Source organism: Bacillus niameyensis (assembly GCF_001375535.1).
Classification (GTDB): Bacteria; Bacillota; Bacilli; order Bacillales; family Bacillaceae_C; genus Lederbergia; species Lederbergia niameyensis.
This window is the reverse complement of sequence record NZ_LN831197.1, coordinates 992,713-1,017,426: the sequence shown is the minus strand read 5'-3', so window position 1 is coordinate 1,017,426 and position 24,714 is coordinate 992,713. Positions and strand designations below refer to the sequence as shown.

Annotated in this window: 20 protein-coding genes; 18 read left to right on the top strand and 2 right to left on the bottom strand. The window is 38.5% G+C overall.

Annotated features, from left to right (window positions below; genetic code table 11):
• Genes BN1243_RS04985 through pyrE form a run of 7 tightly spaced genes read left to right on the top strand, consistent with a single transcriptional unit; the run spans position 1 to position 8,605 of the window.
• Positions 1-1,278: a dihydroorotase gene (locus tag BN1243_RS04985; RefSeq protein WP_062105137.1), complete on the top strand. Its 1,278-nt coding sequence runs from the start codon at positions 1-3 to the stop codon at positions 1,276-1,278.
• A complete protein-coding gene (locus BN1243_RS04980; protein ID WP_062105136.1) occupies positions 1,275-2,366 on the top strand; it encodes a carbamoyl phosphate synthase small subunit in 1,092 nt (363 codons plus the stop codon). The genes BN1243_RS04985 and BN1243_RS04980 overlap by 4 nt, the downstream gene beginning before the upstream one ends.
• Positions 2,359-5,571 carry a carbamoyl-phosphate synthase large subunit gene (gene carB, locus BN1243_RS04975; RefSeq protein ID WP_062105135.1) on the top strand — a complete coding sequence of 1,071 codons (3,213 nt, stop codon included), beginning with the start codon at positions 2,359-2,361 and terminating at the stop codon, positions 5,569-5,571. Before BN1243_RS04980 ends, carB begins: the two co-directional genes overlap by 8 nt.
• Positions 5,568-6,350, top strand: a complete 783-nt coding sequence (locus tag BN1243_RS04970) for a dihydroorotate dehydrogenase electron transfer subunit (RefSeq protein WP_062105134.1) — start codon at positions 5,568-5,570, stop codon at positions 6,348-6,350. The genes carB and BN1243_RS04970 overlap by 4 nt, the downstream gene beginning before the upstream one ends.
• Positions 6,347-7,288, top strand: coding sequence for a dihydroorotate dehydrogenase (locus BN1243_RS04965; protein ID WP_062105133.1), 942 nt, complete (start codon positions 6,347-6,349; stop codon positions 7,286-7,288). Before BN1243_RS04970 ends, BN1243_RS04965 begins: the two co-directional genes overlap by 4 nt.
• Positions 7,260-7,973 (top strand): orotidine-5'-phosphate decarboxylase, encoded by a 714-nt coding sequence (pyrF, locus tag BN1243_RS04960; RefSeq protein ID WP_062105132.1) that lies wholly within the window; start codon positions 7,260-7,262, stop codon positions 7,971-7,973. The genes BN1243_RS04965 and pyrF overlap by 29 nt, the downstream gene beginning before the upstream one ends.
• Positions 7,970-8,605 carry an orotate phosphoribosyltransferase gene (gene pyrE / locus BN1243_RS04955; protein ID WP_062105131.1) on the top strand — a complete coding sequence of 212 codons (636 nt, stop codon included), beginning with the start codon at positions 7,970-7,972 and terminating at the stop codon, positions 8,603-8,605. The genes pyrF and pyrE overlap by 4 nt, the downstream gene beginning before the upstream one ends.
• Positions 8,606-8,787: 182 nt before the next feature.
• Here the strand turns inward: pyrE and BN1243_RS04950 are convergent, their stop codons facing one another.
• Positions 8,788-9,333: a S26 family signal peptidase gene (locus BN1243_RS04950; RefSeq protein ID WP_062105130.1), complete on the bottom strand. Its 546-nt coding sequence runs from the start codon at positions 9,331-9,333 to the stop codon at positions 8,788-8,790.
• Between the two features lie 42 nt (positions 9,334-9,375).
• Between BN1243_RS04950 and BN1243_RS21970 the strand changes: the two genes are divergently transcribed.
• Positions 9,376-9,525: a hypothetical protein gene (locus BN1243_RS21970; protein WP_154669799.1), complete on the top strand. Its 150-nt coding sequence runs from the start codon at positions 9,376-9,378 to the stop codon at positions 9,523-9,525.
• 468 nt (positions 9,526-9,993) lie between these two features.
• On the opposite strand, the gene BN1243_RS04945 is transcribed toward BN1243_RS21970, so the two are convergent.
• Positions 9,994-11,703: an Rqc2 family fibronectin-binding protein gene (locus BN1243_RS04945; RefSeq protein ID WP_062105129.1), complete on the bottom strand. Its 1,710-nt coding sequence runs from the start codon at positions 11,701-11,703 to the stop codon at positions 9,994-9,996.
• 136 nt (positions 11,704-11,839) lie between these two features.
• Between BN1243_RS04945 and BN1243_RS04940 the strand changes: the two genes are divergently transcribed.
• From BN1243_RS04940 to pknB, 10 genes are all read left to right on the top strand, one after another.
• On the top strand, positions 11,840-14,509 hold the full coding sequence (locus tag BN1243_RS04940; RefSeq protein WP_062105128.1) for a calcium-translocating P-type ATPase, SERCA-type: 2,670 nt from the start codon (positions 11,840-11,842) through the stop codon (positions 14,507-14,509).
• Positions 14,510-14,709: 200 nt separating this feature from the next.
• Positions 14,710-14,970 carry an extracellular matrix/biofilm regulator RemA gene (gene remA / locus BN1243_RS04935; protein WP_062105127.1) on the top strand — a complete coding sequence of 87 codons (261 nt, stop codon included), beginning with the start codon at positions 14,710-14,712 and terminating at the stop codon, positions 14,968-14,970.
• A 12-nt stretch (positions 14,971-14,982) separates the two neighbouring features.
• Positions 14,983-15,597 carry a guanylate kinase gene (gmk, locus tag BN1243_RS04930; RefSeq protein WP_062105126.1) on the top strand — a complete coding sequence of 205 codons (615 nt, stop codon included), beginning with the start codon at positions 14,983-14,985 and terminating at the stop codon, positions 15,595-15,597.
• Between the two features lies 1 nt (position 15,598).
• On the top strand, positions 15,599-15,790 hold the full coding sequence (gene rpoZ / locus BN1243_RS04925; protein WP_062105125.1) for a DNA-directed RNA polymerase subunit omega: 192 nt from the start codon (positions 15,599-15,601) through the stop codon (positions 15,788-15,790).
• Positions 15,791-15,920: 130 nt separating this feature from the next.
• Positions 15,921-17,126, top strand: coding sequence for a bifunctional phosphopantothenoylcysteine decarboxylase/phosphopantothenate--cysteine ligase CoaBC (gene coaBC / locus BN1243_RS04920; protein ID WP_062105124.1), 1,206 nt, complete (start codon positions 15,921-15,923; stop codon positions 17,124-17,126).
• Positions 17,123-19,528 carry a primosomal protein N' gene (gene priA, locus BN1243_RS04915; protein ID WP_062105123.1) on the top strand — a complete coding sequence of 802 codons (2,406 nt, stop codon included), beginning with the start codon at positions 17,123-17,125 and terminating at the stop codon, positions 19,526-19,528. Before coaBC ends, priA begins: the two co-directional genes overlap by 4 nt.
• A gap of 47 nt (positions 19,529-19,575) precedes the next feature.
• The gene (gene fmt / locus BN1243_RS04910) at positions 19,576-20,529 is read left to right on the top strand and encodes a methionyl-tRNA formyltransferase (protein ID WP_062105122.1); all 954 of its coding nucleotides are present in this window, start codon (positions 19,576-19,578) and stop codon (positions 20,527-20,529) included.
• A complete protein-coding gene (gene rsmB, locus BN1243_RS04905; RefSeq protein ID WP_062105121.1) occupies positions 20,522-21,862 on the top strand; it encodes a 16S rRNA (cytosine(967)-C(5))-methyltransferase RsmB in 1,341 nt (446 codons plus the stop codon). Before fmt ends, rsmB begins: the two co-directional genes overlap by 8 nt.
• Before the next feature lie 123 nt (positions 21,863-21,985).
• A complete protein-coding gene (locus BN1243_RS04900; RefSeq protein ID WP_062105120.1) occupies positions 21,986-22,744 on the top strand; it encodes a Stp1/IreP family PP2C-type Ser/Thr phosphatase in 759 nt (252 codons plus the stop codon).
• On the top strand, positions 22,738-24,696 hold the full coding sequence (pknB, locus tag BN1243_RS04895; protein ID WP_062105119.1) for a Stk1 family PASTA domain-containing Ser/Thr kinase: 1,959 nt from the start codon (positions 22,738-22,740) through the stop codon (positions 24,694-24,696). Before BN1243_RS04900 ends, pknB begins: the two co-directional genes overlap by 7 nt.
• The last annotated feature ends 18 nt before the right edge of the window (positions 24,697-24,714 follow it).

Below are 24,714 nucleotides of genomic sequence, written 5' to 3'. Positions count from 1 at the left end.
ATGAACTGGTTAATCAAAAATGCAAGTCTAGTAGATGCAACTAAAACAATAGATGTAAGAATAAATGATGGGAAAATTACTGAAATAGGCAATGATCTTATCGAACATGGTGAAAAAGAATTCGATGCAACTGGATTGGTCATTTCACCAGGTTTCATCGACTTACATATCCACTTACGTGAACCCGGAGGAGAACATAAAGAAACGATTGAAACGGGTACACTTGCAGCTGTAAGAGGCGGCTTTACGACGGTTGCTGCAATGCCAAATACAAACCCAGTTCCAGATAATGCTGAACAAATGAGCTGGCTTGTTAATGAATGTAAAACAAGAGGAAATGCCCATGTTTTACCGTATGCATCGATTACGGTAAAGCAAAAGGGCGAGGAGCTAGTCGATTTTGCGGCACTAAAACAAGCAGGAGCTTTTGCATTCACCGATGATGGGGTTGGAATTCAAGAAGCTGGGATGATGCATGAAGCAATGAAACAAGCAGCCGCGCTTGATATGGCGATTGTTGCTCATTGTGAGGATAATTCGCTTATATATGGAGGAGCTGTTCATGATGGAGAGTTTTCTAAAAAATCCGGGATTCCGGGAATTCCTTCTATCTGTGAATCTGTTCAGATTGCAAGAGACGTGCTTTTAGCAGAAGCAACAAATTGCCATTATCATGTTTGCCATATTAGTACGAAAGAGTCTGTCCGGACAGTGAGAGATGCGAAAAGGGCGGGAATTCGTGTGACGGCTGAAGTATCTCCGCATCATTTACTGCTTAGTGAAGATGATATTCCAGGTGCTGACACTAACTTTAAAATGAATCCCCCATTACGAGGGAAAGCTGATCGTGAAGCGCTAATCGAGGGTCTTCTTGATGGAACGATTGATTTTATCGCAACAGATCACGCACCACACGCCATAGAAGAAAAAGCAAGAGGAATGGAAAAAGCGCCTTTCGGAATTGTCGGTTTAGAAACAGCTTTTCCACTTCTGTATACGCATTTTGTCCAAAAAGGAATATTCAGCTTAGAGGAACTTATTCATTGGTTGACACTAAAACCTGCTCAAACTTTTGGATTGGAAAGCGGGACTTTGGAAGTTGGAAAAATAGCCGACATCACTTTACTTGACCTCAATCAGGAAAAAGAAATTGATCCAGCTAAATTTGCTTCAAAAGGAAAAAACACACCATTTGCTCGTTGGAATTGTCAAGGCTGGCCAGTAGCTACCTTTGTAAATGGTGAATTGCAGTGGACTGAAAGGAATGATGAGAAATGAAACGAAAACTTGTATTAGAAGATGGAACTGTGTTCTTGGGAGATGCGTTCGGAAGTAAAAAAGAAACGATAGGTGAAGTAGTCTTTAACACAAGTATGAGTGGCTATCAAGAAATTATATCCGACCCTTCTAATTATGGACAAATCATCACTTTCAGTTATCCGTTGATTGGCAATTATGGTATTAACCGCGATGATTTTGAAAGCATTCAGCCTGTTATTAAAGGGATAATAGTTAAAGAAGCATGTGACACCCCTTCTAATTGGCGCTCCAATTTGTCATTGGAAGAATTTATGAAGCAAAAGGATATTCCGGGCATATCGGGCATTGATACGAGAATGTTGACGAGATTGATAAGGGAAAAAGGTGCGATGAAAGGGATTATTTGTAGTGCAGAAGAAAAAACAGAAGCGATTCTTAACAGACTTCAAGCAACTACTTTCCCAGGGGATGAGGTTAAACAAGTTTCCAGCACAAAACCATTTCCAAGCCCAGGACGCGGAAAGAATGTCGTAGTAGTCGATTTTGGTCTCAAGAATGGTATTTTAAGAGAGTTAACAGAACGTGGATGCGATATAACAGTTGTACCGTTTACAACATCTGCACAAGATATTCTAACATTAAGACCAGATGGAATTCTGCTTTCCAATGGCCCTGGAAACCCAGAACACGTTGCACAAGTTTGCAAAATGATTCAAGAGGTGCAAAAAGAGGTTCCATTGTTTGGGATTGGTCTAGGTCACCAATTATTTGCCATGGCTAATGGCTCGAAAGTGGAGAAAATGCATTCTGGACACCGTGGAACAAGTTATCCTGTTAAAGATTTAGCAACAGGTAAAATCATTTTCACATCGCAAAATCATGGATTTGAAGTAAGTGAAAAATCGGTCGATACAAATACTTTGACGATCACACACCGAGCGGTAAATGGGAATTCCATCGAAGGGCTCAAACATCAAAAATTACCAGCTTTTTCAGTCCAATATGAACCTGAAGCATCTCCAGGATCCGAAGATGCAAAAGTAGCTTTCGATCAGTTTATGAACATTATGGACCAACAACAAGAAAGGGTGGAACAACATGCCTAAAAGAACAGATATTCAAAGTATTCTCGTCATTGGATCAGGTCCAATAGTCATTGGACAGGCAGCAGAATTTGATTATGCAGGAACGCAAGCTTGTCTCGCTCTTAAAGAAGAAGGCTACCGCGTTATCTTAATTAACTCCAACCCGGCGACAATCATGACTGATACTGAAATTGCAGATGCCGTTTATATCGAGCCGATTACACTGGAATTCGTAGCAAGAATCATTCGCAAAGAAAGACCAGATGCGATTTTACCTACTTTAGGCGGTCAAACTGGATTGAATATGGCAATGCAGCTCTCTAAAGCGGGTATTTTAGAAGAATGTGGTGTAGAGATACTTGGTACGAAACTTTCGGCTATTGAACAAGCTGAAGACCGCGATCAATTTAGAGCGTTGATGAATGAACTGAATGAACCTGTTCCAGATAGTGATATAATACATACGGTTGAAGAAGCAATTTCCTTCGCTGAAAAGATTGGTTATCCGATTATCGTAAGACCAGCCTATACTTTAGGCGGGACTGGTGGAGGAATATGTGAAGATTTAGAGGAGCTAAAAGAAATTGTTGCGAGCGGACTGAAAAATAGTCCTGTCCATCAATGCTTAGTAGAAAAAAGCATCGCTGGATATAAAGAAATTGAGTACGAAGTAATGCGAGATGCAAACGACAATGCGATCGTGATTTGTAATATGGAAAATATTGACCCTGTTGGCGTCCATACGGGTGATTCGATTGTCGTTGCTCCTTGTCAGACACTAAGTGACAGAGAACTACAATTAATGCGTAATACTTCATTAAAGTTAATTCGTGCGCTAGGGATCGAAGGTGGTTGTAATGTTCAGCTAGCTTTGGATCCATATAGTTTCCAATATTATATAATCGAAGTTAACCCGAGGGTTAGTCGCTCATCTGCCCTTGCATCGAAAGCAACTGGTTTCCCAATCGCGAAATTAGCAGCAAAAATTGCAGCAGGATATACATTGGATGAAATTATGAATCCCGTAACAGGCCAAACATATGCCTGCTTTGAACCAGCAATCGATTATATCGTAACGAAAATTCCGAGATGGCCTTTTGATAAATTCGAGTCAGCTAATCGTCGCTTAGGCACACAAATGAAGGCAACTGGTGAAGTTATGGCGATTGGAAGAACATTTGAAGAATCATTGTTAAAAGCGGTTCGTTCCTTAGAATCTGGAATCTTCCATCTTGACCATCCAGAGAGTAATGCTGATCGAGAATTTATTAAAAAGCAAATGGAAAGACCAACTGATGAACGTCTATTTTTTATCGGTGAAGCACTACGACAAGGAATTACTATCGAAGAACTTCATGAGTGGAGCAAGATTGATTTATACTTCCTCCATAAATTGAACAAAATCATTCAAATCGAAGATACAATCTCGAAAAATCCATTTGACGTAGAATGGGGAAGAAAAGCGAAAATTTCTGGATTCAGTGACCATACGATTGCTAAATTGTGGAATACTACAGAAAAAGAACTTTATGAGTGGCGTAAAGCAGAGGGAATTATACCTGTCTATAAAAAGGTTGATACATGTGCTGGCGAGTTTGAAGCCGAAACACCATATTTTTACGGAACGTATGAATGGGAGAATGAATCAATCAGAACAGATAAGAAAAGTGTGGTTGTACTTGGTTCAGGTCCAATTCGAATTGGCCAAGGTGTAGAATTTGATTATGCGACCGTTCATAGTGTGTGGGCGATACAAGAAGCAGGATATGAAGCGATCATCATTAATAACAACCCAGAAACTGTGTCAACTGATTTCAGTATTTCTGATAAGTTGTACTTTGAACCGTTAACGATTGAAGATGTCATGCATATTATCGATTTGGAACAGCCTGAAGGAGTTGTTGTTCAATTTGGCGGACAAACAGCGATTAACCTTGCTGCAGCTCTTGAGGAACGTGGTGTGAGGATTCTTGGAACTTCCCTTGAAAGCTTGGATCGGGCTGAAAATCGTGATAAATTTGAACAGGCATTAGAAATCCTAAATATTCCACAACCAAAAGGTAAGACGGCTTTCTCTGTCGAAGAAGCGGTAAAAATTGCAACCGAAATCGGTTATCCGGTTTTAGTTCGTCCTTCCTATGTACTTGGTGGAAGAGCGATGGAGATTGTGTATGAAGAAAAAGAACTGCTCCATTATATGAAAAACGCTGTGAAGATTAATCCAGAACATCCTGTCTTAGTCGACCGCTATTTAGTCGGAAAAGAAATTGAAGTGGATGCTATTTCTGACGGAGAAAACGTTTTGATCCCGGGCATTATGGAACATATTGAACGAGCTGGAGTCCATTCTGGCGACTCAATTGCTGTCTATCCGCCTCAAAATATTAGCCCAGAAATGAAAGAAAAGATTGTTGATTATACAATCCGACTCGCTCGCGGTCTGGAAATTGTCGGTTTACTTAATATTCAATATGTTATCTCGCAAAATGAATTGTATGTCATTGAAGTTAACCCGCGGTCAAGTCGTACAGTTCCTTTCTTGAGCAAAATTACTCACATTCCAATGGCGAATTTGGCTACGAAAGTGATTTTGGGTGAAACCCTTCCTTCATTGGGCTATGAAACAGGTATTGCCCCTGAACAATCAGGAGTGTTTGTCAAAGTTCCGGTCTTTTCCTTTGCGAAATTAAGAAGAGTGGATATTACGCTCGGACCAGAAATGAAATCAACTGGTGAAGTTATGGGCAAAGATAAGACAATGGAAAAAGCCCTGTATAAAGGATTGGTTGCTTCGGGAATGGAAATTAAGACTTACGGAACGGTTTTAGTCACCGTTGCAGATAAAGATAAAGAAGAAGCTCGCAAACTTGCGAAAAGATTTTCATCAATCGGATATCGAATTCTTGCTACGAGCGGAACAGCAAAGATGATTGCAAATGATGGAATTCCTGTTGAAGTCGTTGGAAAAATTGGTTCAGAAGGTCGAACACTTATTGATGTTATCCGTAAAGGCGAAGCTCAAATTGTCATCAATACATTAACAAAAGGAAAACAACCAGAACGGGATGGATTTAGAATTAGAAGAGAATCTGTTGAAAACGGTATTGCTTGCTTAACGTCTCTGGATACAGCAGAGGCTATCCTTGGTGTATTGGAATCAATGGTATTCTCGGCTGAACCAATGGCTGAAGGGAATATTGAAAGAAATGAGGCGATTCAAGCTTGATCCAACAAGAAATGATGCGAGTCGTGTCTCAGAAAATGATCGCAAAAAATAACTATGAACTTACTTTAGAAGGTAAACTGGTTAATCAAATGGATCAGCCCGGTCAATTTGTCCATATTCGGACAAATCCGGGGCTCGATCCTCTTTTACGGAGACCCATTAGTATCGCAAACATTGATCAGGACAAGGAACAGTTTACTGTTATTTATCGGGCCGAGGGAAAGGGAACAGAAATTATTTCGAGCCGTGAAGAAAATAATTTAGTGGATGTACTTGGTCCATTAGGAAATGGATTTCCTCTACGTGAGGCAAGAGAAGGTGAAACAGCCTTACTTGTAGGCGGCGGAATCGGAGTCCCTCCGTTATATGAACTTACGAAACAGTTGAATAAGCAGGGTGTTAAAACGATTCATGTGCTAGGTTTCCAATCAGCAGATGTTGCTTTTTACGAAGAGAATTTTTTACAATATGGTGAAACGTATGTAGCAACAGTTGATGGTACAAAGGGTATCAAAGGATTTGTCACAGATGTTATTGATCAATATCACCTTAATCCAGATATACTGTATGCCTGTGGGCCAACTCCAATGTTAAATGCTTTGCAACAACGTTTTCACGACAAAAAAGGATTTTTATCATTAGAACAAAGAATGGGTTGCGGAATTGGAGCTTGTTTCGCCTGTGTTTGTCATGTCAACGAACCAGTCGGTGGCAAAGATTACGTCAAAGTATGTAGTGATGGCCCTGTGTTTCCAATTGGAAAGGTGGTTTTAACATGAATCGCTTAAATATTGAACTGCCTGGTCTTTCATTAAAAAACCCGGTTATGCCAGCTTCTGGATGTTTCGGTTTTGGAAAAGAATTCAGTCAGTTATTTGATTTGAATAAATTAGGCTCGATCATGATTAAAGCGACAACGTTGGAAGCGAGATTTGGTAATCCTACTCCAAGAGTGGCAGAAACAGCTGCAGGAATGTTAAACGCAATTGGACTGCAAAATCCAGGCCTTGAAGGGGTTTTAGCTAATGAGCTACCATGGTTAGAGCAGTTTGATTTACCTATCATTGCAAATGTCGCAGGTTCCGAAACTGAAGATTATGTGGAAGTTGCTAAACATATTTCTAAAGCTCCCAATGTTCATGCCCTTGAATTGAATATTTCTTGCCCTAACGTTAAGAAAGGCGGGATCGCTTTTGGAACAGTGCCAGAAGTAGCAGCTGAACTAACCAAAAGAGTCAAGGATGTATCTTCTGTTCCTGTCTATGTCAAACTTTCTCCGAATGTAGCGGATATTGTCGGAATGGCTCAAGCTGTTGAGGAAGCTGGTGCAGATGGTTTAACGATGATAAACACACTGCTTGGAATGCGGATTGATTTGAAGAGTGGAAAGCCGATCTTGGCAAATAAAAGTGGTGGTTTATCAGGGCCTTCTATAAAACCTGTAGCTATCCGCATGATTTATGAAGTAAGTCAAAAAGTGGAGATCCCCATTATTGGAATGGGTGGAATCGCGACAGTTGATGATATTATCGAATTTTTCTATGCTGGAGCAAGTGCAGTAGCTGTAGGAACAATGAACTTTACCGATCCATTTATTTGTCCGCGCTTGATTGACGAACTACCTGGAAAGCTAGACGAATTACACGTGTCCCATATTACGGAATTGATTGGAAGGAGCTGGAAGAAGGATGTTGCCAAAGCCAATCATCGCCCTTGATTTTCCGGGAAGAACAGAAACGGAAACTTTTTTGAAACAATTTCATGAAGAATCGCTATTTGTTAAAGTGGGAATGGAATTATTTTACAAGGAAGGTCCTGTTTTATTGGAGTTGTTGAAGGAATTAGGCCATGAGATTTTTCTCGATTTAAAACTACACGATATTCCCAACACTGTTTATAGTTCGATGAAAATCCTTGCTAGTCTAAATGTAGATTTAGTCAATGTCCATGCAGCTGGCGGTTCAGAAATGATGAGAGTTGCCAGGGAAGGATTAGAGGAAGGAACCCCCTCTGGAAAATCGAGACCGAAAATTATTGCCGTTACCCAATTGACTAGTACAGGTGAAGAACAAATGCGGAATGAGCAACTAATTCATTGCGGACTGAAAGAATCTGTTCTTCATTATGCTCAATTGACTCATTCATCTGGTTTAGATGGTGTCGTTTGTTCTGCTTTGGAGGCTGGAGCCATTCGTGATGTAACGAGTAGCGATTTTTTACGAGTAACACCAGGAATTCGACTATCAGGTGATTCAGTTGATGATCAAAAAAGAGTTGTCACGCCGCGGCAAGCAAGTGACATAGGTTCCACTCATATTGTAGTAGGACGCTCGATTACAAAAGCTAAAGACCCTCTTGGAGCTTATTTGAAAGTAAAATCAGAATGGGAGATGGAATCGTGACAACATTAGCGGAAAAAATTGCAGAACAACTATTAGATATTGAGGCTGTTTCTTTAAAACCGAACGATCCCTTTACATGGTCATCAGGCATTAAATCGCCCATTTATTGTGATAACCGTTTAACACTTTCTTACCCTTCATTGAGAAAAGAAATTGCAAGAGGACTGGCGGAAATAATTAAAGAACACTTTTCCGAAGCAGAAGCGATTGCAGGAACTGCAACAGCAGGAATCCCTCATGCTGCTTGGGTTAGTGACGAACTTGAACTGCCAATGTGCTATGTCCGTTCTTCCGCGAAGAGCCATGGGAAAGGTAACCAAATTGAAGGAAGAGTTACTAAAGGTCAAAAAGTCGTTGTTGTAGAAGATTTAATCTCTACCGGAGGCAGTGCGATAACAGCCGCTCAAGCACTTCTTGCTGAGGGTGTTGAAGTCCTTGGAATTGTCTCGATTTTTACATATGAGTTGGATAAAGGTAAAACGAGGCTGGAAGAGGCTGGTTTAACGGCTTATTCGTTAACTGGATATTCCACATTGATTCAAAACGCTTTACAAAAAGGCATCATTGAAGAAAATGATCTAGAAACATTAAAGAGCTGGCGCGAAAATCCAGAGGTGTGGAAAGTCGAATAAAGTGATACATCCTTTATTGGGATAGCTAAAAAATAGGTACCCAATAAAGGATTCTTATAAATACAATATTTTTATGAACTGACAGCCTGTAATAGCTCAATAATATCTTGGAAACTTATAATATCTAACTTCGGCGAAATATTAAATTTGTTAATTTATTCGATATCTTTATTAAGTTTTATTTATTTACATAGTATACCAATCACTTTTCCCTCAATAATTTTTTTCTGGATTGGTTCAAAAGTGGGACTTCTCCACCAATTATCTCCTGCTAAAAAATAACTGTCATTATCTATAAGAATATTATCCATAGTAAATGTATCTATTTTTTCACTAGTTATTCCTCCCGCCCATCTATACTCATGTCCGTAAAATGTATTCAATTTGCGATTGTTTATATAAACTTGCCCCTTTTTTATTTCTAATTCTTCTTTAGGTAATGCTAAGACACGGGCTATGGAAAGTCCCTGTTTGTCTTCAAAATAAACTATATCTCCACGTTGTATTTCATTATTTATATAGAAGCTAGTATCGACGACGACAAAGTTAGGGAAATTTCCATCCCTTTGAAAGCTATCGGCATAAACTCTGACTTCAATCATATTTTCTTCTAGACTATCAACACAATTTGTTGGGTTTTGAATACTGTATTCATCAGTTAGGGGATCTTTTGTTGAACAACCAACAAAAATGAACCCTGAAAGAATAATAAAAAATACAATTCTCATACATTTCACCTCCTAAAGAGCCAATCTGTTGAAATTTCATTAATGGAGAAAAATCAAGACATATTATCTAAGGTACAAATAATAACAGACGGTACAGTTGTAAAGGAAGTTAAATTAAATGATGTTAAAGAAAATATAGATATAGATCCACAATTATTTATTATAGATAAAACAAAAGGGACAGAATGGTAGAAGGTTAGGGAAACAAGAAAATCCACTTTCATATATATTATGTAATATTATCGCGTGAGATAAGTGTAATAATGATCAGTAGTAATATTCGGATTGCACACAAAAATCGTTCTCTCTTTTGATGTTGTGTGTTAACTTCATTTTACTGAATGGGACGATTTTTTTGTACCTTTTGTAGATATATATGTTATTAATATTCGCTTCATTTTAAGCACGTTGATTGGAGCAGAAGGCGCGAGACTCCTGCGGGAATAACATGGACCTTGAGACCCCGTAAGTTGCACAGCGACTGAGGAGGCTCAAGCCATGCCCGCAGAAAGCGAGTGCCTTCTGCGGAAATCAACACCCTCGTTTAAAGCCACTAAAATAAGGGTAAAGGTAAGTGACTTTCCACTTTTTGGATAACCCCAACTGTCATTTTGTACAATAGACTATCTAAAATTAAAGAATACTTTATTACTCTGTCAATTAATTCTGCAGCATTCCCCTCACACGATCCTGATTTGGCGTCACATAAACTGTCTGCTGGTTATCATAGATAACAAACCCAGGCTTTGCACCGCTCGGTTTTTTTACATGCCTAATTTTCGTAAAATCAACAGGAACGGAAGCAGAGTTTTTTGCCTTACTGAAGTAGGCCGCAAGCATCGCAGCTTCCATAATCGTTTCATCTGTAGGTTCTTTTGAACGAATAACAACATGCGACCCTGGTATATCTTTCGTGTGAAGCCAAATTTCATCACGGGCTGCTAGTTTATTCGTTAAATAATCATTTTGTTTATTGTTTTTTCCGACGTAAATTTCGGTACCATCACTTGCTTGATAAGCTTCAATCGACGGCTTAACGTTCGCCTTTTTTCTTTGTTTTGATTTTTGACGAGACCGTAAATAACCTTCCTCTTCTAGCTCTTCACGAATTTCTTCTAAATCTCGTGGGGAAGCTGAAGAAATTTGTTGTAACAGCCTATCAAAATACTCAATTTCATCCTTTGTTTTTTCGATTTGCTCTTTTACAACTTGAACTGCGTTTTTTGCCTTCTGATACTTCGTGAAGAAAGCTTGGGCATTTTCGGAAGGTGTTTTACGGGAATCTAAAGGAATGGTGACTTCTCCATAATTTTCATCATAATAATTTGGAACTGAAATTACCTGCATCCCTTTTTTTACTAAATGCATATTCGCTGTCAGTAGCTCACCAAGGAGTTGGTGCTGATCCGCATTTTCGGCTTCTTTCAACGTTCTCTCCAATTTCCCTAATTTCACTTCATTTTTTTCTTTCTCATTTTTCATAAGTCTTTCCAAATCATGCGCTTGCTGTTTAACTCTATCACGATCCGCTTTACCAAAATAGAAACGGTCTAACAATTCGCTTAAAGAACTATAGGATTTCGCCTCTCCTTTAGGTGCAGTGAGTGGGAAAAGGTAAAAATCTTCTTTATTCGATACCGTAATAGTTGGTTGATAGTCATGCTGGTTCATTCGATCCATAAAATCAATAAACGTCTTCGGAAGCGTTTCGCGGTTAGCGAGTCCTGAATGATAAACAATTTCTTTAGCTAGCACTGGTGAAACACCCGAAAAATTTTCAACAAGTTGCTTATCTAATTTTCCAGTATTGAAATCTAACGCTCTCAGTACATCTTCTTCTGTAACGTTCAAAGGATTTTTCTTATTTTGTGCTGGTGGGAAAATGTACTTTGTTCCTGGTAAAATACTCCGATAGCTATTAAGGGCTGAAGGAATATGTTTAATGCTGTCAATAATTGTATCTTGTTCTTCGTTGATCAAGATAATATTGCTGTGCCTGCCCATAATTTCTATAACTAGCGTCTTGTAACTAATATCTCCTAATTCATCTCGACCTTTAAGTCGAATCATGATAATCCGATCCATTTCAAATTGTTCAATCTTTTCAATGATCGCCCCTTCTAAATGTTTTCTCAAAATCATACAAAACATAGGAGGGTCTGTTGGATTATCAAACGTATCAGTTGTTAATTGAATTCTTGCGTAGCTAGGATGAGCTGAAATCAAAAGCTTATAATTCTTCCTCTCAGCTCTAACAACCATAACAATTTCATTTTTATAAGGTTGGTGAATTTTTCCGATCCGACCGTCGCGAAGTGTATCGGATAGTTCAGACACCATTGCCCGGGTAAAAAAACCATCAAAAGGCATTTTGGAACATCCTCTTCAAATTTATTTCGAAACTTCTTTGCTTGGACAAAATTATATCATGAAATCCGTTCTTGATGAATAAGCTTGCTACTACATGGACAACTTCTATATGTCGGGGAAAGAGAGTGATGAGTGCGTGAAGTTTCATGAAATGAAGGCAAGAGAGGTTGAAGAGTCTTTAAATACACATTCGAAACAAGGATTATCTGAAAAAGCTGTAGAAACGAGAAGAAAACAGTTCGGTTGGAATGAATTATCTGAAGGTGAAAAGCAATCTGCCATTCTATTGTTCTTTAATCAATTTAAAGATTTTATGGTATTAGTATTGTTGGGAGCAACACTCGTTTCAGGAATACTCGGTGAATACATCGATGCGATTACAATTATGGCTATTGTTCTACTAAATGGCATACTTGGTTTTATTCAAGAGAGAAAAGCCGAAAAGTCATTAGAAGCTTTAAAAAATTTATCTGCTCCACAAGTTACTGTGCTTCGGGATGGTCATTGGATAAAAATTAATTCTAGAGAAATTGTTCCTGGAGATGTACTAAGATTTGCTAGCGGTGATCGGATGGGAGCGGATGTTAGGCTCATTCAGGCGAATAATCTCGAGCTAGAAGAATCAGCCTTGACTGGTGAATCTATCCCGACGGTAAAAAATACTGAGCCGATCAACGATCCCTCTCCAAACTTAGGCGATTTAAACAATATGGCTTTCAAGGGAACGCTTGTAACTCGCGGGAATGGAATTGGGATTGTCACTGCGACTGGGATGAAGACAGCAATGGGTGAAATCGCTCATATGATCCAAACTGCCACGACAATCATTACCCCCTTGCAGAGAAGACTCCAACAACTTGGCAAAATACTAATTACAGTCGCATTAGCTTTAACTTTGCTAGTAGTTGTACTTGGTATTATGCGTGGGCATGACGTGTTTGAAATGTTCCTTGCTGGGGTTTCATTAGCGGTAGCGGCTATTCCTGAAGGTTTACCAGCGATTGTAACAGTTGCTCTATCACTTGGTGTCCAGAGGATGATTAAGAAAAAGGCTATTGTTCGGAAATTACCAGCTGTCGAAACTCTCGGCTGTGCGACAGTTATTTGTTCAGATAAAACAGGAACGATGACGCAAAATAAAATGACGGTTACTCGATTATGGAGTGGCGGTAAAACTTTTAAACTGGAAGGCGATAATCATGAACATTTCTACCTGGAAGATAAAAGTATCGAGCCTAATCGGGAAAAGTCAATAAAACAATTACTTACTTTTGGTGTATTGTGTAATCATGCCGAACTAATGATTCACGATGATGAGTGGATTGTTGATGGCGATCCAACAGAAGGAGCATTACTCACATCTGCACTAAAGGGAGGTATTCAGCGAGAAGATTTACTGAAGCAGTTTACAATCGAAAAAGAATATCCTTTCGATTCCTCAAGGAAAATGATGAGTGTCATCGTAAAAGATGAGCATGGAAAAAAATATATTATTACTAAAGGTGCTCCCGATGTATTGGTCGGTAATTGTGAATCGATTCTTTGGGATGAAAAAAAGAGATTACTAGATACAAGGATAGGAAACGAAATTCAAACGGCAGTGAATCATTTATCAGCACAAGCGTTACGTACTATTGCTATTGCATTTAAGCCTTTTAACGGTTCTTTCTATCCAGATGAGGAAAAAGAAGTTGAGAGAGGTCTAACATTTATTGGGTTACAAGGAATGATGGATCCGCCTCGTCCTGAGGTAAAGGATGCGGTTGCGGAATGTAAAGTGGCAGGCATTAAAACCGTAATGATTACAGGAGATCACAAGGCAACAGCTTGTGCGATTGCTGAACAGCTTGGCATTTTAGGGAAAAATGATAAAGTGATGGATGGTCATGATTTAAATCAATTATCTGTTGAAGAGCTTGAGGAAGTTGTGGAAGATGTATCTGTATTTGCTCGTGTTACACCCGAACATAAACTTAAAATTGTCAAAGCACTGCAAAATCAAGGTCATATCGTAGCGATGACTGGAGATGGAATTAACGATGCCCCGGCCATTAAGGCCGCCGATATTGGGATTGCAATGGGGATAACCGGTACAGACGTTGCGAAGGAAGCATCATCACTCATTTTAATGGATGATAATTTCGCAACAATCAAGTCAGCCATTCAAGAGGGGCGCAATATTTATGAAAACATTCGAAAGTTTATTCGATATTTATTAGCTTCCAATGTTGGTGAAATTTTAGTGATGTTATTTGCTATGTTAATGTCATTACCACTTCCACTCGTGCCTATTCAAATTCTATGGGTGAATCTTGTTACCGATGGATTACCAGCTATGGCACTAGGTCTTGATCAAGCAGAAGAAAATGTTATGAAAAGAAAGCCTCGAGCAGTTAATGAAGGGGTCTTTTCCAGAAAACTTGGCTGGAAAATTATCTCGAGGGGATTCCTAATCGGAATAGCAACATTGATTGCCTTCATTGTTGTATATTATCGGGATCCTAGTAATCTTCCATACGCTCAAACGGTTGCATTTGCAACATTGATTATGGCACAACTTATCCATGTATTTGACTGTAGAAGTGAAATATCAGTATTTGCAAGAAACCCATTTGAAAATAAATATCTAAATTTGGCAGTATTGTCTTCCTTTGCACTAATGTTTGTTGTTATTTACATGCCTGCTTTTCAACCGATTTTCCATACCGTTCCAATTATTCCAGCAGATTGGCTTCTAATAACCGCAATGAGTGCCTTGCCAACTTTTTTACTTGCTGGATCATTTATTATAAGAAAAAAGAAATAGTTTATGATATAATTTTAAAGGCAATAGACTTTAGTCTATTCCTTTTTCTTTTTTTAAAAGAAAAAAGTGAGGTCCCGTACACATTAATTTTATGTTAAAATTTTGTTTTGAGGATTGTGTTCGAAACGGAGACGAGGAAAGAATGATACATAGATGTATATAAATCGTGTAAAAAACCGATAGATGACTGGGGGAGCACTATGCAAACGAAGCTCTTAAATATAGGATTTGGAAATATTGTATCAGCCAATCGAATTATCTCGATCGTAAGGCCCGAGTCAGCGCCGATCAAAAGAATTATTCAAGATGCCCGAGAACGGGCGACGTTGATAGATGCTACATACGGAAGAAGAACTCGTGCTGTAATAATAATGGATAGTGAGCATGTCATTCTGTCAGCTGTTCAACCTGAAACAGTGGCCCAAAGATTATTTGGGAAGGATGACAATGAGGAAGGGTAGGAATGGAGAATTATGAAAGAGAAAGGTTTACTAATAGTACTCTCAGGCCCATCAGGTGTCGGAAAAGGAACAGTGAGAAAAGCAATCTTTTCTCGTCCTGATGCACGATATGAATATTCCATTTCTGCTACAACGAGAGCACCACGAGCTGGTGAAAAGGATGGGATCGACTACTTTTTTAAAAGTCGAGAAGAATTTGAACAACTGATCAGTCAAGATAAATTACTGGAATATGCAGAATATGTCGGTAATTATTATGGAACACCTCTCGATTATGTTAAGCAAACGTTAGAATCGGGAAAAGATGTATTCTTAGAGATTGAAGTCCAAGGAGCGAGACAAGTACGGGAGAAAATTCCTGAAGGTTTATTTATCTTTCTGATGCCTCCAAGCTTAGGTGAGCTAGAAAGCAGAATAAAAGGTAGGGGTACAGAAACTGTGGAACTTATCCTCAACCGTATGGAGGCTGCTCGGAAAGAGATAGAATTAATGAATCTTTATGATTACATTGTAGAAAATGATAATGTTGACAATGCTGTTGATCGAATTAATGCGATCGTGCTAGCGGAACATTGTCGCAGCGAGCGAATTGCATCGAAATATATTAAAATGTTGGAGGCTGAATAATATGCTTTATCCTTCTATCGATAAGTTGATGGATGTCATTGATTCAAAATACTCACTTGTATCAGTTGCCGCAAAACGGGCCCGTAATATGCAAATTGAAAAAAATCAACAACTTGAGGAATATCGTTCTCATAAATTTGTTGGGAAGGCGCTAGAAGAAATTTATATGGGTGCCCTAAAGATTAAAGAATAAAACTATTGTTAAAAGAAAAGACAACTCAGTTTAAATGGGTTGTCTTTTCTTTTCTAGATCGTAGATAATAGAGGAAGAGACTAAACGCCCAAAAGGGATCATGAATTTTATAATAGGGGTGTAATACGAAATGAAGAAAAATTTATTATTATGTGTTACTGGTGGGATTGCTGTATATAAAGCCGCTGCACTTACGAGTAAACTTGTCCAAAGTGATTTTAATGTCAAAGTAGTGATGAGTGACTCTGCGACAAAATTTGTATCTCCCCTTACATTTCAAGCGTTATCGCGAAATGAAGTATATACTGATACATTTATCGAAAATAACCCGCAAGTAATTGCTCACATTGATGTAGCAGATTGGGCAGATCTCGTGTTAGTCGCACCTGCTACAGCGAACACTATAGGGAAGTTAGCGAACGGAATTGCTGATAATATGATTACGACCACATTGTTAGCGACAACAGCACCTGTCTGGATAGCACCAGCAATGAATGTCCATATGTACAATCATCCAGCGGTTCAAAAGAATATCGACACTCTTCATCAATTAGGTCACCGTTTTATTGAACCATCCGAAGGTTATTTAGCATGTGGTTATATAGGAAAAGGAAGATTGGAAGAACCTGAAACAATCGTACGGTTAGTTCAGCGTTATTTTGAAAACACAGATCTGCTGCTTAAAGGAAGAACAGTATTAGTTACTGCTGGACCAACAAGAGAAAAGATCGATCCCGTACGTTATTTAACGAATCGATCAACTGGAAAAATGGGATATGCTCTTGCTGAAGAGGCTGCAAAGTTGGGAGCGGAAGTAATTCTTGTGTCTGGTGCTAATACAATATCGGTGCCTAATGGAGTAAATTTAATTCCGATCGAAAGGGCTCAAGAAATGTATACCGAAGTAATGAAACATTTTAGTGAGGCTGACATTGTCATAAAAAATGCAGCGGTTGCAGATTATCGCCCTGTGCAAGTTTATGATCAAAAGCTAAAAAAGAAAGATGGTCCTCTTGTCATTGAGTTTGAACGGACAAACGATATATTACAAGAGCTTGGTCAGAAGAAAGATAAACAGTTTCTTGTTGGATTTGCTGCTGAAACTGAACAGGTTGATAAGTATGCTCTTGAAAAACTAAAAAGAAAAAACGCGGATATGATTGTTGCAAATGATGTATCAGCCCAAGGTGCGGGTTTTGGTGGCGATACTAATATTGTGACAATCTATCATAAAGATAACACATTGAAAAAACTTCCGTTGCTGAGCAAAAGTGAAGTGGCGAAAGAAATTTTATTGGAGATTATAAGGAAGTTGGGAGAAGGAAATAAGCAATGAAGATTGCCGAAGTGATTGTAGATGTACCTGCTCTTGGAACGGATAAGGAATTTGATTATCTAATCCCTGATAAATGGCTTGGAGTTATCGAACCCGGAATGAGGGTGGCTGTTCCATTCGGTCCCCGCACGATTCAAGGTTTCGTAACACAGATTAAAGAAAGTAGCTCTTTTGATAAATTAAGGGAATTAAAAGAACCTTTAGATTTGACACCTGTTTTGAACAAAGAACTATTAGAGTTAGGTAATTGGTTGGCGGAGGAAACTCTTTCCTTTAAAATTTCTGCCTATCATGCGATGCTCCCAGCTGCAATGAAATCGAAGTACGAAAAACGGATACGGCGGATAAATATGAAGGATAATCCTTTTCTAGATCAGCTTTTTGAAGGGGAAATTGAACTTTCTTGGAAAGAGGCTGAACACAAGGGAGTACTTCGTGCACTTCATGAAGAAATAAAAATGGGAAATGCGGAAGTGATTTACCTTGTTAAAAATCGTGCTGAAAAGAAAATAGTGAAATACTATTTTTCAACGATGAGTGACAAAGAGCTAAAAGAGCTCCTGCATACTGTAAGGGCAAATGCTTTTACTCAAATCAGACTTTTAAAGTTTTTGCTAAATCATCAGAATGAAAGATACACAGCCAACGATTTAATTGAAAACTGTGAGTGCTCCCACTCTACCATTAAGAACTTTGTTCAAAAAGGGATATTAATCGAAAGTCAAAATGAAGTATACCGTGATCCCTTCTCTCATAAAGAGTTTGCAACTACGGAGCCTTTGCCGTTAACTGATCAGCAAAGAAAAGCAATTGCTCCAATTTTGACGACAATTGAGGATGAGGAATATCAAACATTTCTGCTATACGGAGTAACTGGAAGTGGAAAAACTGAAATTTACCTTCAATCAATTCAAATGGTACTGGAAAAAGGACAAGAAGCTATTGTACTTGTACCGGAAATTTCCCTAACGCCACAGATGGTGGACAGGTTTAAAGGCCGATTTGGAGATGATGTTGCTGTCCTTCATAGCGGTTTATCTGTTGGAGAGAAATATGATGAATGGCGAAAAGTTCAAAGAAAGGAAGCAAAAGTAGTAGTTGGAGCTCGGTCAGCCATTTTTGCTCCCTTTGAAAACTTAGGTATCATCATTATTGATGAAGAGCATGAATCAAGCTATAAACAAGAAGAACTACCAAGATATCATGCAAGAGACGTAGCAATATATAGAGCAAAACAACATCAATGCCCTGTCATTCTTGGAAGTGCGACACCTTCCCTTGAAACATTTGCTAGAGCACAAAAAGGAGTCTATCAACAGCTAACTCTTTCAAAGCGGATGAATGATATGGCATTACCTTTTGTCTCCATTGTGGATATGCGTGAAGAAATGCGAAATGGAAACCGTTCTATGTTTTCGACAGAGTTATTTGAAAAGTTAAAGGACCGATTGGCCAAAAAAGAACAAACCATTTTATTTTTGAATAAAAGGGGGCATTCTTCGTTTTTATTGTGCCGTGACTGTGGGTTTGTCATGCAATGTCCACATTGTGATATTTCGCTTACTTATCATCGACATACTAGTGAGATGAAATGTCATTATTGTGGATTTAATACTCAAGTTCCGAAGACATGTCCCGAATGCTTAAGTAAACATATTCGCTATTTTGGTACAGGGACCCAAAAAGTAGAGGAAGAGTTGAATCAGGTCCTTCCAGAAGCTAGGATCATCAGGATGGATATCGATACAACTAGTAGAAAAGGAGCGCATGAAAAACTGCTTGATCATTTTAAATCAGGACAAGCTGATATATTATTAGGGACACAAATGATTGCGAAAGGACTAGATTTTCCTAATATTACGCTTGTAGGAGTTTTAAGTGCTGATACGATGTTAAATTTACCTGATTTTCGATCTGGCGAAAAGACTTTTCAGTTATTAACTCAAGTGAGTGGTAGGGCAGGAAGGCATGAATTATCAGGAGAAGTAGTCATTCAAACATATACACCAGACCATTACAGTGTAGAGTTAGCTGGAAAGCAAGATTATGATCAGTTTTATAAAAAAGAAATGGTGTTAAGAAAAATTGGCTCATATCCGCCATTTTACTATTTAACATTAGTGACAGTAAGTCATGAAGATTTAATGAAAGCTGTCGCAACGACAGAAAAAATAACGAAACATATCAGGTCTCAAGTTTCACATGATGCGATTATATTAGGGCCTGTTGCCTCCTCTATCCCTCGGATCAATGATAGATATCGTTATCAATGTTTGATAAAATACAAACATGAACCAAACTTAAAACCTGCACTGAAAAAAGTGCTTGAACATTATCAACAGCAATTTCAGAAAGAAGGTTTGACCATTTCAATAGATGTTCATCCTTATACAATGTTATAAATAAAGTATAGTAAATTATATAAGTTAAATGGAAAGTAGTGAAAAAAATGACTAGAGTCGTTTTTATGGGAACACCTGATTTTTCAGTCCCCGTTCTTCGAAGACTAATAAATGATGGATTTGAGATTGTTGCGGTCGTTACACAGCCAGATCGCCCAGTCGGAAGAAAAAAACAGTTAACTCCGCCGCCAGTTAAAGTAGAGGCTGAACGACATGGAATAAAAATTATGCAACCAGAAAAAATTCGTGACCCCGAACAAGCTCAGGAAATTATTAATCTAAACCCTGATTTAATTGTTACGGCAGCATACGGGCAAATACTCCCTGAAGCGGTATTAGAAACACCAAAATATGGGTGTATTAATGTCCATGCATCATTATTACCTGAACTTAGAGGTGGAGCCCCTATCCATTATGCAATTATGCAGGGCAAAGTAAAAACAGGAATTACTATTATGTATATGGTCAAAAAACTTGATGCTGGGGATATTATTAGCCAAGTAGAAATTCCAATAGACGATCAAGATGATGTGGGCAGTTTGCATGATAAACTGAGTATTGCTGGTGCACAGTTACTCTCGGATACTCTTCCAAAATTACTTGAAGGCAGTATTGAGGGTAAACCACAGGATGATGAACAAGCAACATTTGCCTATAACATTACTAGAGAGCAGGAAGAAATTCATTGGAACCAGGCAGGCGAAATCATTTTTAATCAAATTAGAGGCTTGTCACCATGGCCAGTTGCTTATACAAAATGGAATGGTACAATATTAAAAATTTGGAAAGCAGAAAAATGTTTAGTTGAAGGCGCTGAAGAACCCGGAGCGGTTATTCGTATAGAGAAAGAAAGTTTTACAATTGCAACAGAGAATCAAATGGGAATCAAGGTTTTGGAGATTCAACCTGCTGGAAAGAAAAAAATGTCTGCTGAACAATTTTTACGAGGCGCAGGTTCTACATTAGAAATTGGAGATAAGTTAGGTAATTATAATGAATAAAACGATAATAACAGTTCGAGAAGCTGCTCTCGATGTGTTGGAAAAGATTGACAAACAACAGTCTTATAGCAATTTACTATTAAATCAAGTTATTCAAAAAGGGAAAATAAAAGGGCCTGATATTGGTTTGCTGACAGAAATCGTCTATGGCACGATCCAAAGAAAAATGACTCTTGATTATTATTTACAGCCTTTCCTTCGAAAAAAGCCAGAAAACTGGGTCTTAAATCTGCTGCGTTTATCACTCTATCAAATGGTATATTTAGACAAGATTCCTGAACGAGCCATTTTTTATGAGGCAGTTGAAATAGCAAAGAAAAGAGGGCATAAAGGTATAGCAAGTTTTGTAACTGGAATTTTACGGCGGATTCAAAGGGAAGGAATACGCTCGTTAGATCTAATTGAGGATCCACTTGAAAAACTCGCTATTTCAACAAGTCATCCGCTCTGGTTAGTGAAGAGATGGCATGAACAACTTGGTCTTCAAAAAACAGAAGAAATGTGCAAACATAATTTGCATGCGCCAGTACAGGCGGCAAGAGTAAATCTTCATAAAGCATCAAAAGAAGAGGTCATACGATTACTCTCTGAAGAAGGATTTAATGTAGAAGAAAGTTCTATCGTCCCAGAGGCGATCAGAGTCTTAAGGGGCAATATTGCACATTCAGATGTATATAAGAAAGGTTATGTCAGTATCCAAGATGAAAGCTCTATGGCTGTTGGTCATGCGCTGACAATTAGCCCAAATTTAAAAGTTTTAGATGCCTGTGCTGCTCCGGGAGGAAAAACAGGGCATATAGCAGAATTACTTAAGGGAACAGGAAGAGTCATAGCACTTGATTTGCATCCACATAAGATTAAATTAATTCAAGAGAATGCGGATCGGCTTGGTTTAGCAAATATTGACGCTCAAGTAATGGATAGTAGAGAATTAAGCAGAAAGTTTAAGTCCGAATCTTTTGATCGGATCTTGGTAGATGCACCTTGTTCAGGTCTCGGGGTTCTGCGCAGAAAGCCAGACATTAAATATACGAAAAATGAACAAGACGTATTGTCTTTAAGCAAAGTACAGCTTAATATTTTAAATGAATCAGCAGATTTACTGAAAAAAGGTGGAATACTTGTTTACAGTACTTGTACAGTTGACCAAGATGAAAATTTTGGTGTAGTCCATCATTTTCTTGAGCAACATAGCGATTTTGAACCACAACCACTTCAATTGCCAGTTACACTCTCAAAATTTGTAGGATCTAGTTCTCATACTTTACAAATTCTGCCGCAAGATTTTGGCGGGGATGGTTTTTTCATCGCAAGTTTTAAAAAGAAAGATTAATAAGCAATATTAGCCTAGATTATTTTAGAGGATTAGAAAATTTGTCTAGTGTTGGATCTTGCTCCAGTGTCCAGAAAGTTACTAGGGCGCTTGTGCTTTTCCAATTTAAAGAGGAGAAGAGATATGAAAGCGATCTTTAAAACAGACCAGGGAAAAATTCGGCCTCATAACGAAGATAATGGTGGTGTGTTTTTCAATCATTCTGGAAATTGCTTAGCTATAGTGGCAGACGGAATGGGAGGGCACAACGCTGGGGAAGTAGCTAGTGGGATGGCAGTAGAAATGCTGAAGGAACTATGGGAAAACACAACAGAATTTCAAACACCTGAACAAGCTGAAGAGTGGTTTCGCAACAGTGTAGCCATAGTGAATAAAAAAATCTTCGAACATTCCCAAGATCATCAAGAATGTGAGGGGATGGGAACAACTTTAGTTGCTGCTATTTGTACAAGTATATTCGCCACGATTGTGAATATTGGTGATAGTCGCTGCTATCTATTAAATGATACTGGTTTTAAACAATTGACTGAGGATCATTCACTTGTTAATGAATTAGTTAAAGCAGGTCAGATTTCACCTGAAGATGCAGAATTTCATCCTAGAAAAAATATGCTTTTAAAAGCGATGGGGACCGAACCAGAAACAGATTTGGATATTATTACGATTACGTTTGAAATCCCTGATAAACTTCTGCTTTGCTCAGATGGTTTATCTAATAAAGTTTCTGCTAAGGAAATGGAAGAAATAGTGAAAAACCACACCGATAGTTTAGATAAGGTTGATATGTTAATCAAACTTGCCAATGACTATGGTGGTGAAGATAATATTTCCATCGCCATTATCGAAGCACACGCTGAAAGCAGGTGCAATAAACAATGTTAGTTGGAAAAAGAGTCAGCGGCCGCTATAAAGTATTACGATTAATTGGCGGAGGCGGAATGGCCAATGTGTACTTGGCTCATGATATGATTCTTGATCGGGATGTTGCAATAAAAACTTTACGTCTTGATTACGTAAATGAGGATGAATTTATCCGCCGATTTCAAAGGGAAGCCCAGTCAGCCACGAGTTTAACCCATGAGAATATTGTTAGTATCTATGATGTTGGAGAAGAAAACGATATTTATTACATTGTTATGGAATACGTGGATGGCATGACCTTAAAGCAATACATACAGAATTATCATCCCATCCCAATAGAGAAAACGATCGATATCATGAAACAGTTAACATCAGCTGTTGCCCATGCCCATCAGAACCATATTGTACACAGAGATATTAAGCCGCAAAATATATTAATTGATCATCGTGGGAACGTCATGATTACGGATTTTGGAATCGCCATGGCTTTAAGTGCAACTTCTATCACTCAGACTAACTCCGTTTTAGGATCTGTCCATTATTTGTCACCAGAACAAGCTCGAGGAGGCATGGCAACAAAAAAATCGGATATATATTCTTTAGGAATTGTTATGTTTGAGTTATTAACAGGCAGGCTCCCTTTTTCTGGTGAATCAGCCATTTCCATTGCGCTTAAACATCTTCAGTCTGATACGCCTTCACCAAAGAGATGGGATCCAAGCATCCCACAAAGCGTTGAAAACATTGTTCTGAAGGCGACGGCAAAAGATCCGTTTATCCGCTATGAAAGTGCTGAAGAGATGCAAAGTGATTTAGAAACAGCTTTGGATCCGAATCGGGTAAATGAAGGGAAATTTGTTATTCCCGAAGATAATGACGCAACGAAAGCTATCCCTATTATTACGTCGGAAAATTATCCAGGCACAGATGATCATACGATAACGCATCAGAAAGAGGCGCCTGTTAGCAAACAAGAAAAACAGGCTCCAAAAAAGAAGAAACGGAAGAAATGGCCGTGGATCGTAGGGATACTAGGTCTATTTTTTATTCTTGCTTTAGTCTTCTTTATGATAGTATTACCGGCCCTTCGGGAGGCGCAAAATGTGACCATTCCCGATGTTACGGATGAAGAACTTGAAGATGCTACGGTAGAACTTCTAAAGTATGGTCTTGAAATCGGGGAAGTGCAGGAAGAGCCAAGTTCAGAAATTGCCGAAGGGAAAGTAATTAAGACAAGCCCTAGAGCTAACAAGGAAGTGAAAAAGGGCGAAAAAATAAACATTTTTGTTAGTAGTGGAAAAGAGAAAGTCACACTTAGTGATTATACATCAAGACAATATGATGAAGTTGTAAGATTATTGACAAATGAAGGATTTAAAGAACCTCTAAAAGAGGAAAAATATGATGCATCTGCACCAGGGACAATTATAGAACAATCTCCAGCACCTAATTCTGAAGTGGTTCCTGATGAGACAACGATATCCTTTGTAGTTAGTAAAGGTGAAGAGAAAATTGAGCTAAAAGACTTACGTGGCAATAATTTAAAGGGTCTAGAAAATTATGAAGAATCTACTGGACTCGTCATCGTAATTAAAGAAGAATATAACGATGATGTAGCTGAAGGATTAGTTATTTCACAAGATCCCGCTCCGGGAAAGATGCTTTCCAAAGGTGACAAAGTGACTGTTGTTCTATCGAAGGGCCAAGAAATTATTCCACCCAAAACTGTCACAGTGCCAATTACAATCCCTTATGAACCAGCTGAAGAGGAAGAACAACAAAAAATTGTCATTTTAATCGATGATTTCAATCATAGCATGACAGAACCAGCTGAAGAACCATTTATGATTGAAGAAACGATCGTTAAAGAGTTACAGTTTACTATTGAAAAAGGAAAAAAGGCATACTATAAAGTTGTCAGGGACGATAAGGTGATTATTGAAGATGAGATCGATTATCCTGAGAACGAATAATGTGAAGGGAACGGTGGC

Bases quoted from the DNA above. Each gene is read 5' to 3' on its own strand.
- BN1243_RS04985 (WP_062105137.1), top strand. From the start codon at position 1: ATGAACTGGTTAATCAAAAATGCAAGTCTAGTAGATGCAACTAAAACA.
- BN1243_RS04980 (WP_062105136.1), top strand. From the start codon at position 1,275: ATGAAACGAAAACTTGTATTAGAAGATGGAACTGTGTTCTTGGGAGAT.
- carB (WP_062105135.1), top strand. From the start codon at position 2,359: ATGCCTAAAAGAACAGATATTCAAAGTATTCTCGTCATTGGATCAGGT.
- BN1243_RS04965 (WP_062105133.1), top strand. From the start codon at position 6,347: ATGAATCGCTTAAATATTGAACTGCCTGGTCTTTCATTAAAAAACCCG.
- pyrF (WP_062105132.1), top strand. From the start codon at position 7,260: ATGTTGCCAAAGCCAATCATCGCCCTTGATTTTCCGGGAAGAACAGAA.
- BN1243_RS04950 (WP_062105130.1), bottom strand. From the start codon at position 9,333: ATGAGAATTGTATTTTTTATTATTCTTTCAGGGTTCATTTTTGTTGGT.
- BN1243_RS21970 (WP_154669799.1), top strand. From the start codon at position 9,376: ATGGAGAAAAATCAAGACATATTATCTAAGGTACAAATAATAACAGAC.
- BN1243_RS04945 (WP_062105129.1), bottom strand. From the start codon at position 11,703: ATGCCTTTTGATGGTTTTTTTACCCGGGCAATGGTGTCTGAACTATCC.
- remA (WP_062105127.1), top strand. From the start codon at position 14,710: ATGCAAACGAAGCTCTTAAATATAGGATTTGGAAATATTGTATCAGCC.
- gmk (WP_062105126.1), top strand. From the start codon at position 14,983: ATGAAAGAGAAAGGTTTACTAATAGTACTCTCAGGCCCATCAGGTGTC.
- rpoZ (WP_062105125.1), top strand. From the start codon at position 15,599: ATGCTTTATCCTTCTATCGATAAGTTGATGGATGTCATTGATTCAAAA.
- coaBC (WP_062105124.1), top strand. From the start codon at position 15,921: ATGAAGAAAAATTTATTATTATGTGTTACTGGTGGGATTGCTGTATAT.
- priA (WP_062105123.1), top strand. From the start codon at position 17,123: ATGAAGATTGCCGAAGTGATTGTAGATGTACCTGCTCTTGGAACGGAT.
- fmt (WP_062105122.1), top strand. From the start codon at position 19,576: ATGACTAGAGTCGTTTTTATGGGAACACCTGATTTTTCAGTCCCCGTT.
- rsmB (WP_062105121.1), top strand. From the start codon at position 20,522: ATGAATAAAACGATAATAACAGTTCGAGAAGCTGCTCTCGATGTGTTG.
- BN1243_RS04900 (WP_062105120.1), top strand. From the start codon at position 21,986: ATGAAAGCGATCTTTAAAACAGACCAGGGAAAAATTCGGCCTCATAAC.
- pknB (WP_062105119.1), top strand. From the start codon at position 22,738: ATGTTAGTTGGAAAAAGAGTCAGCGGCCGCTATAAAGTATTACGATTA.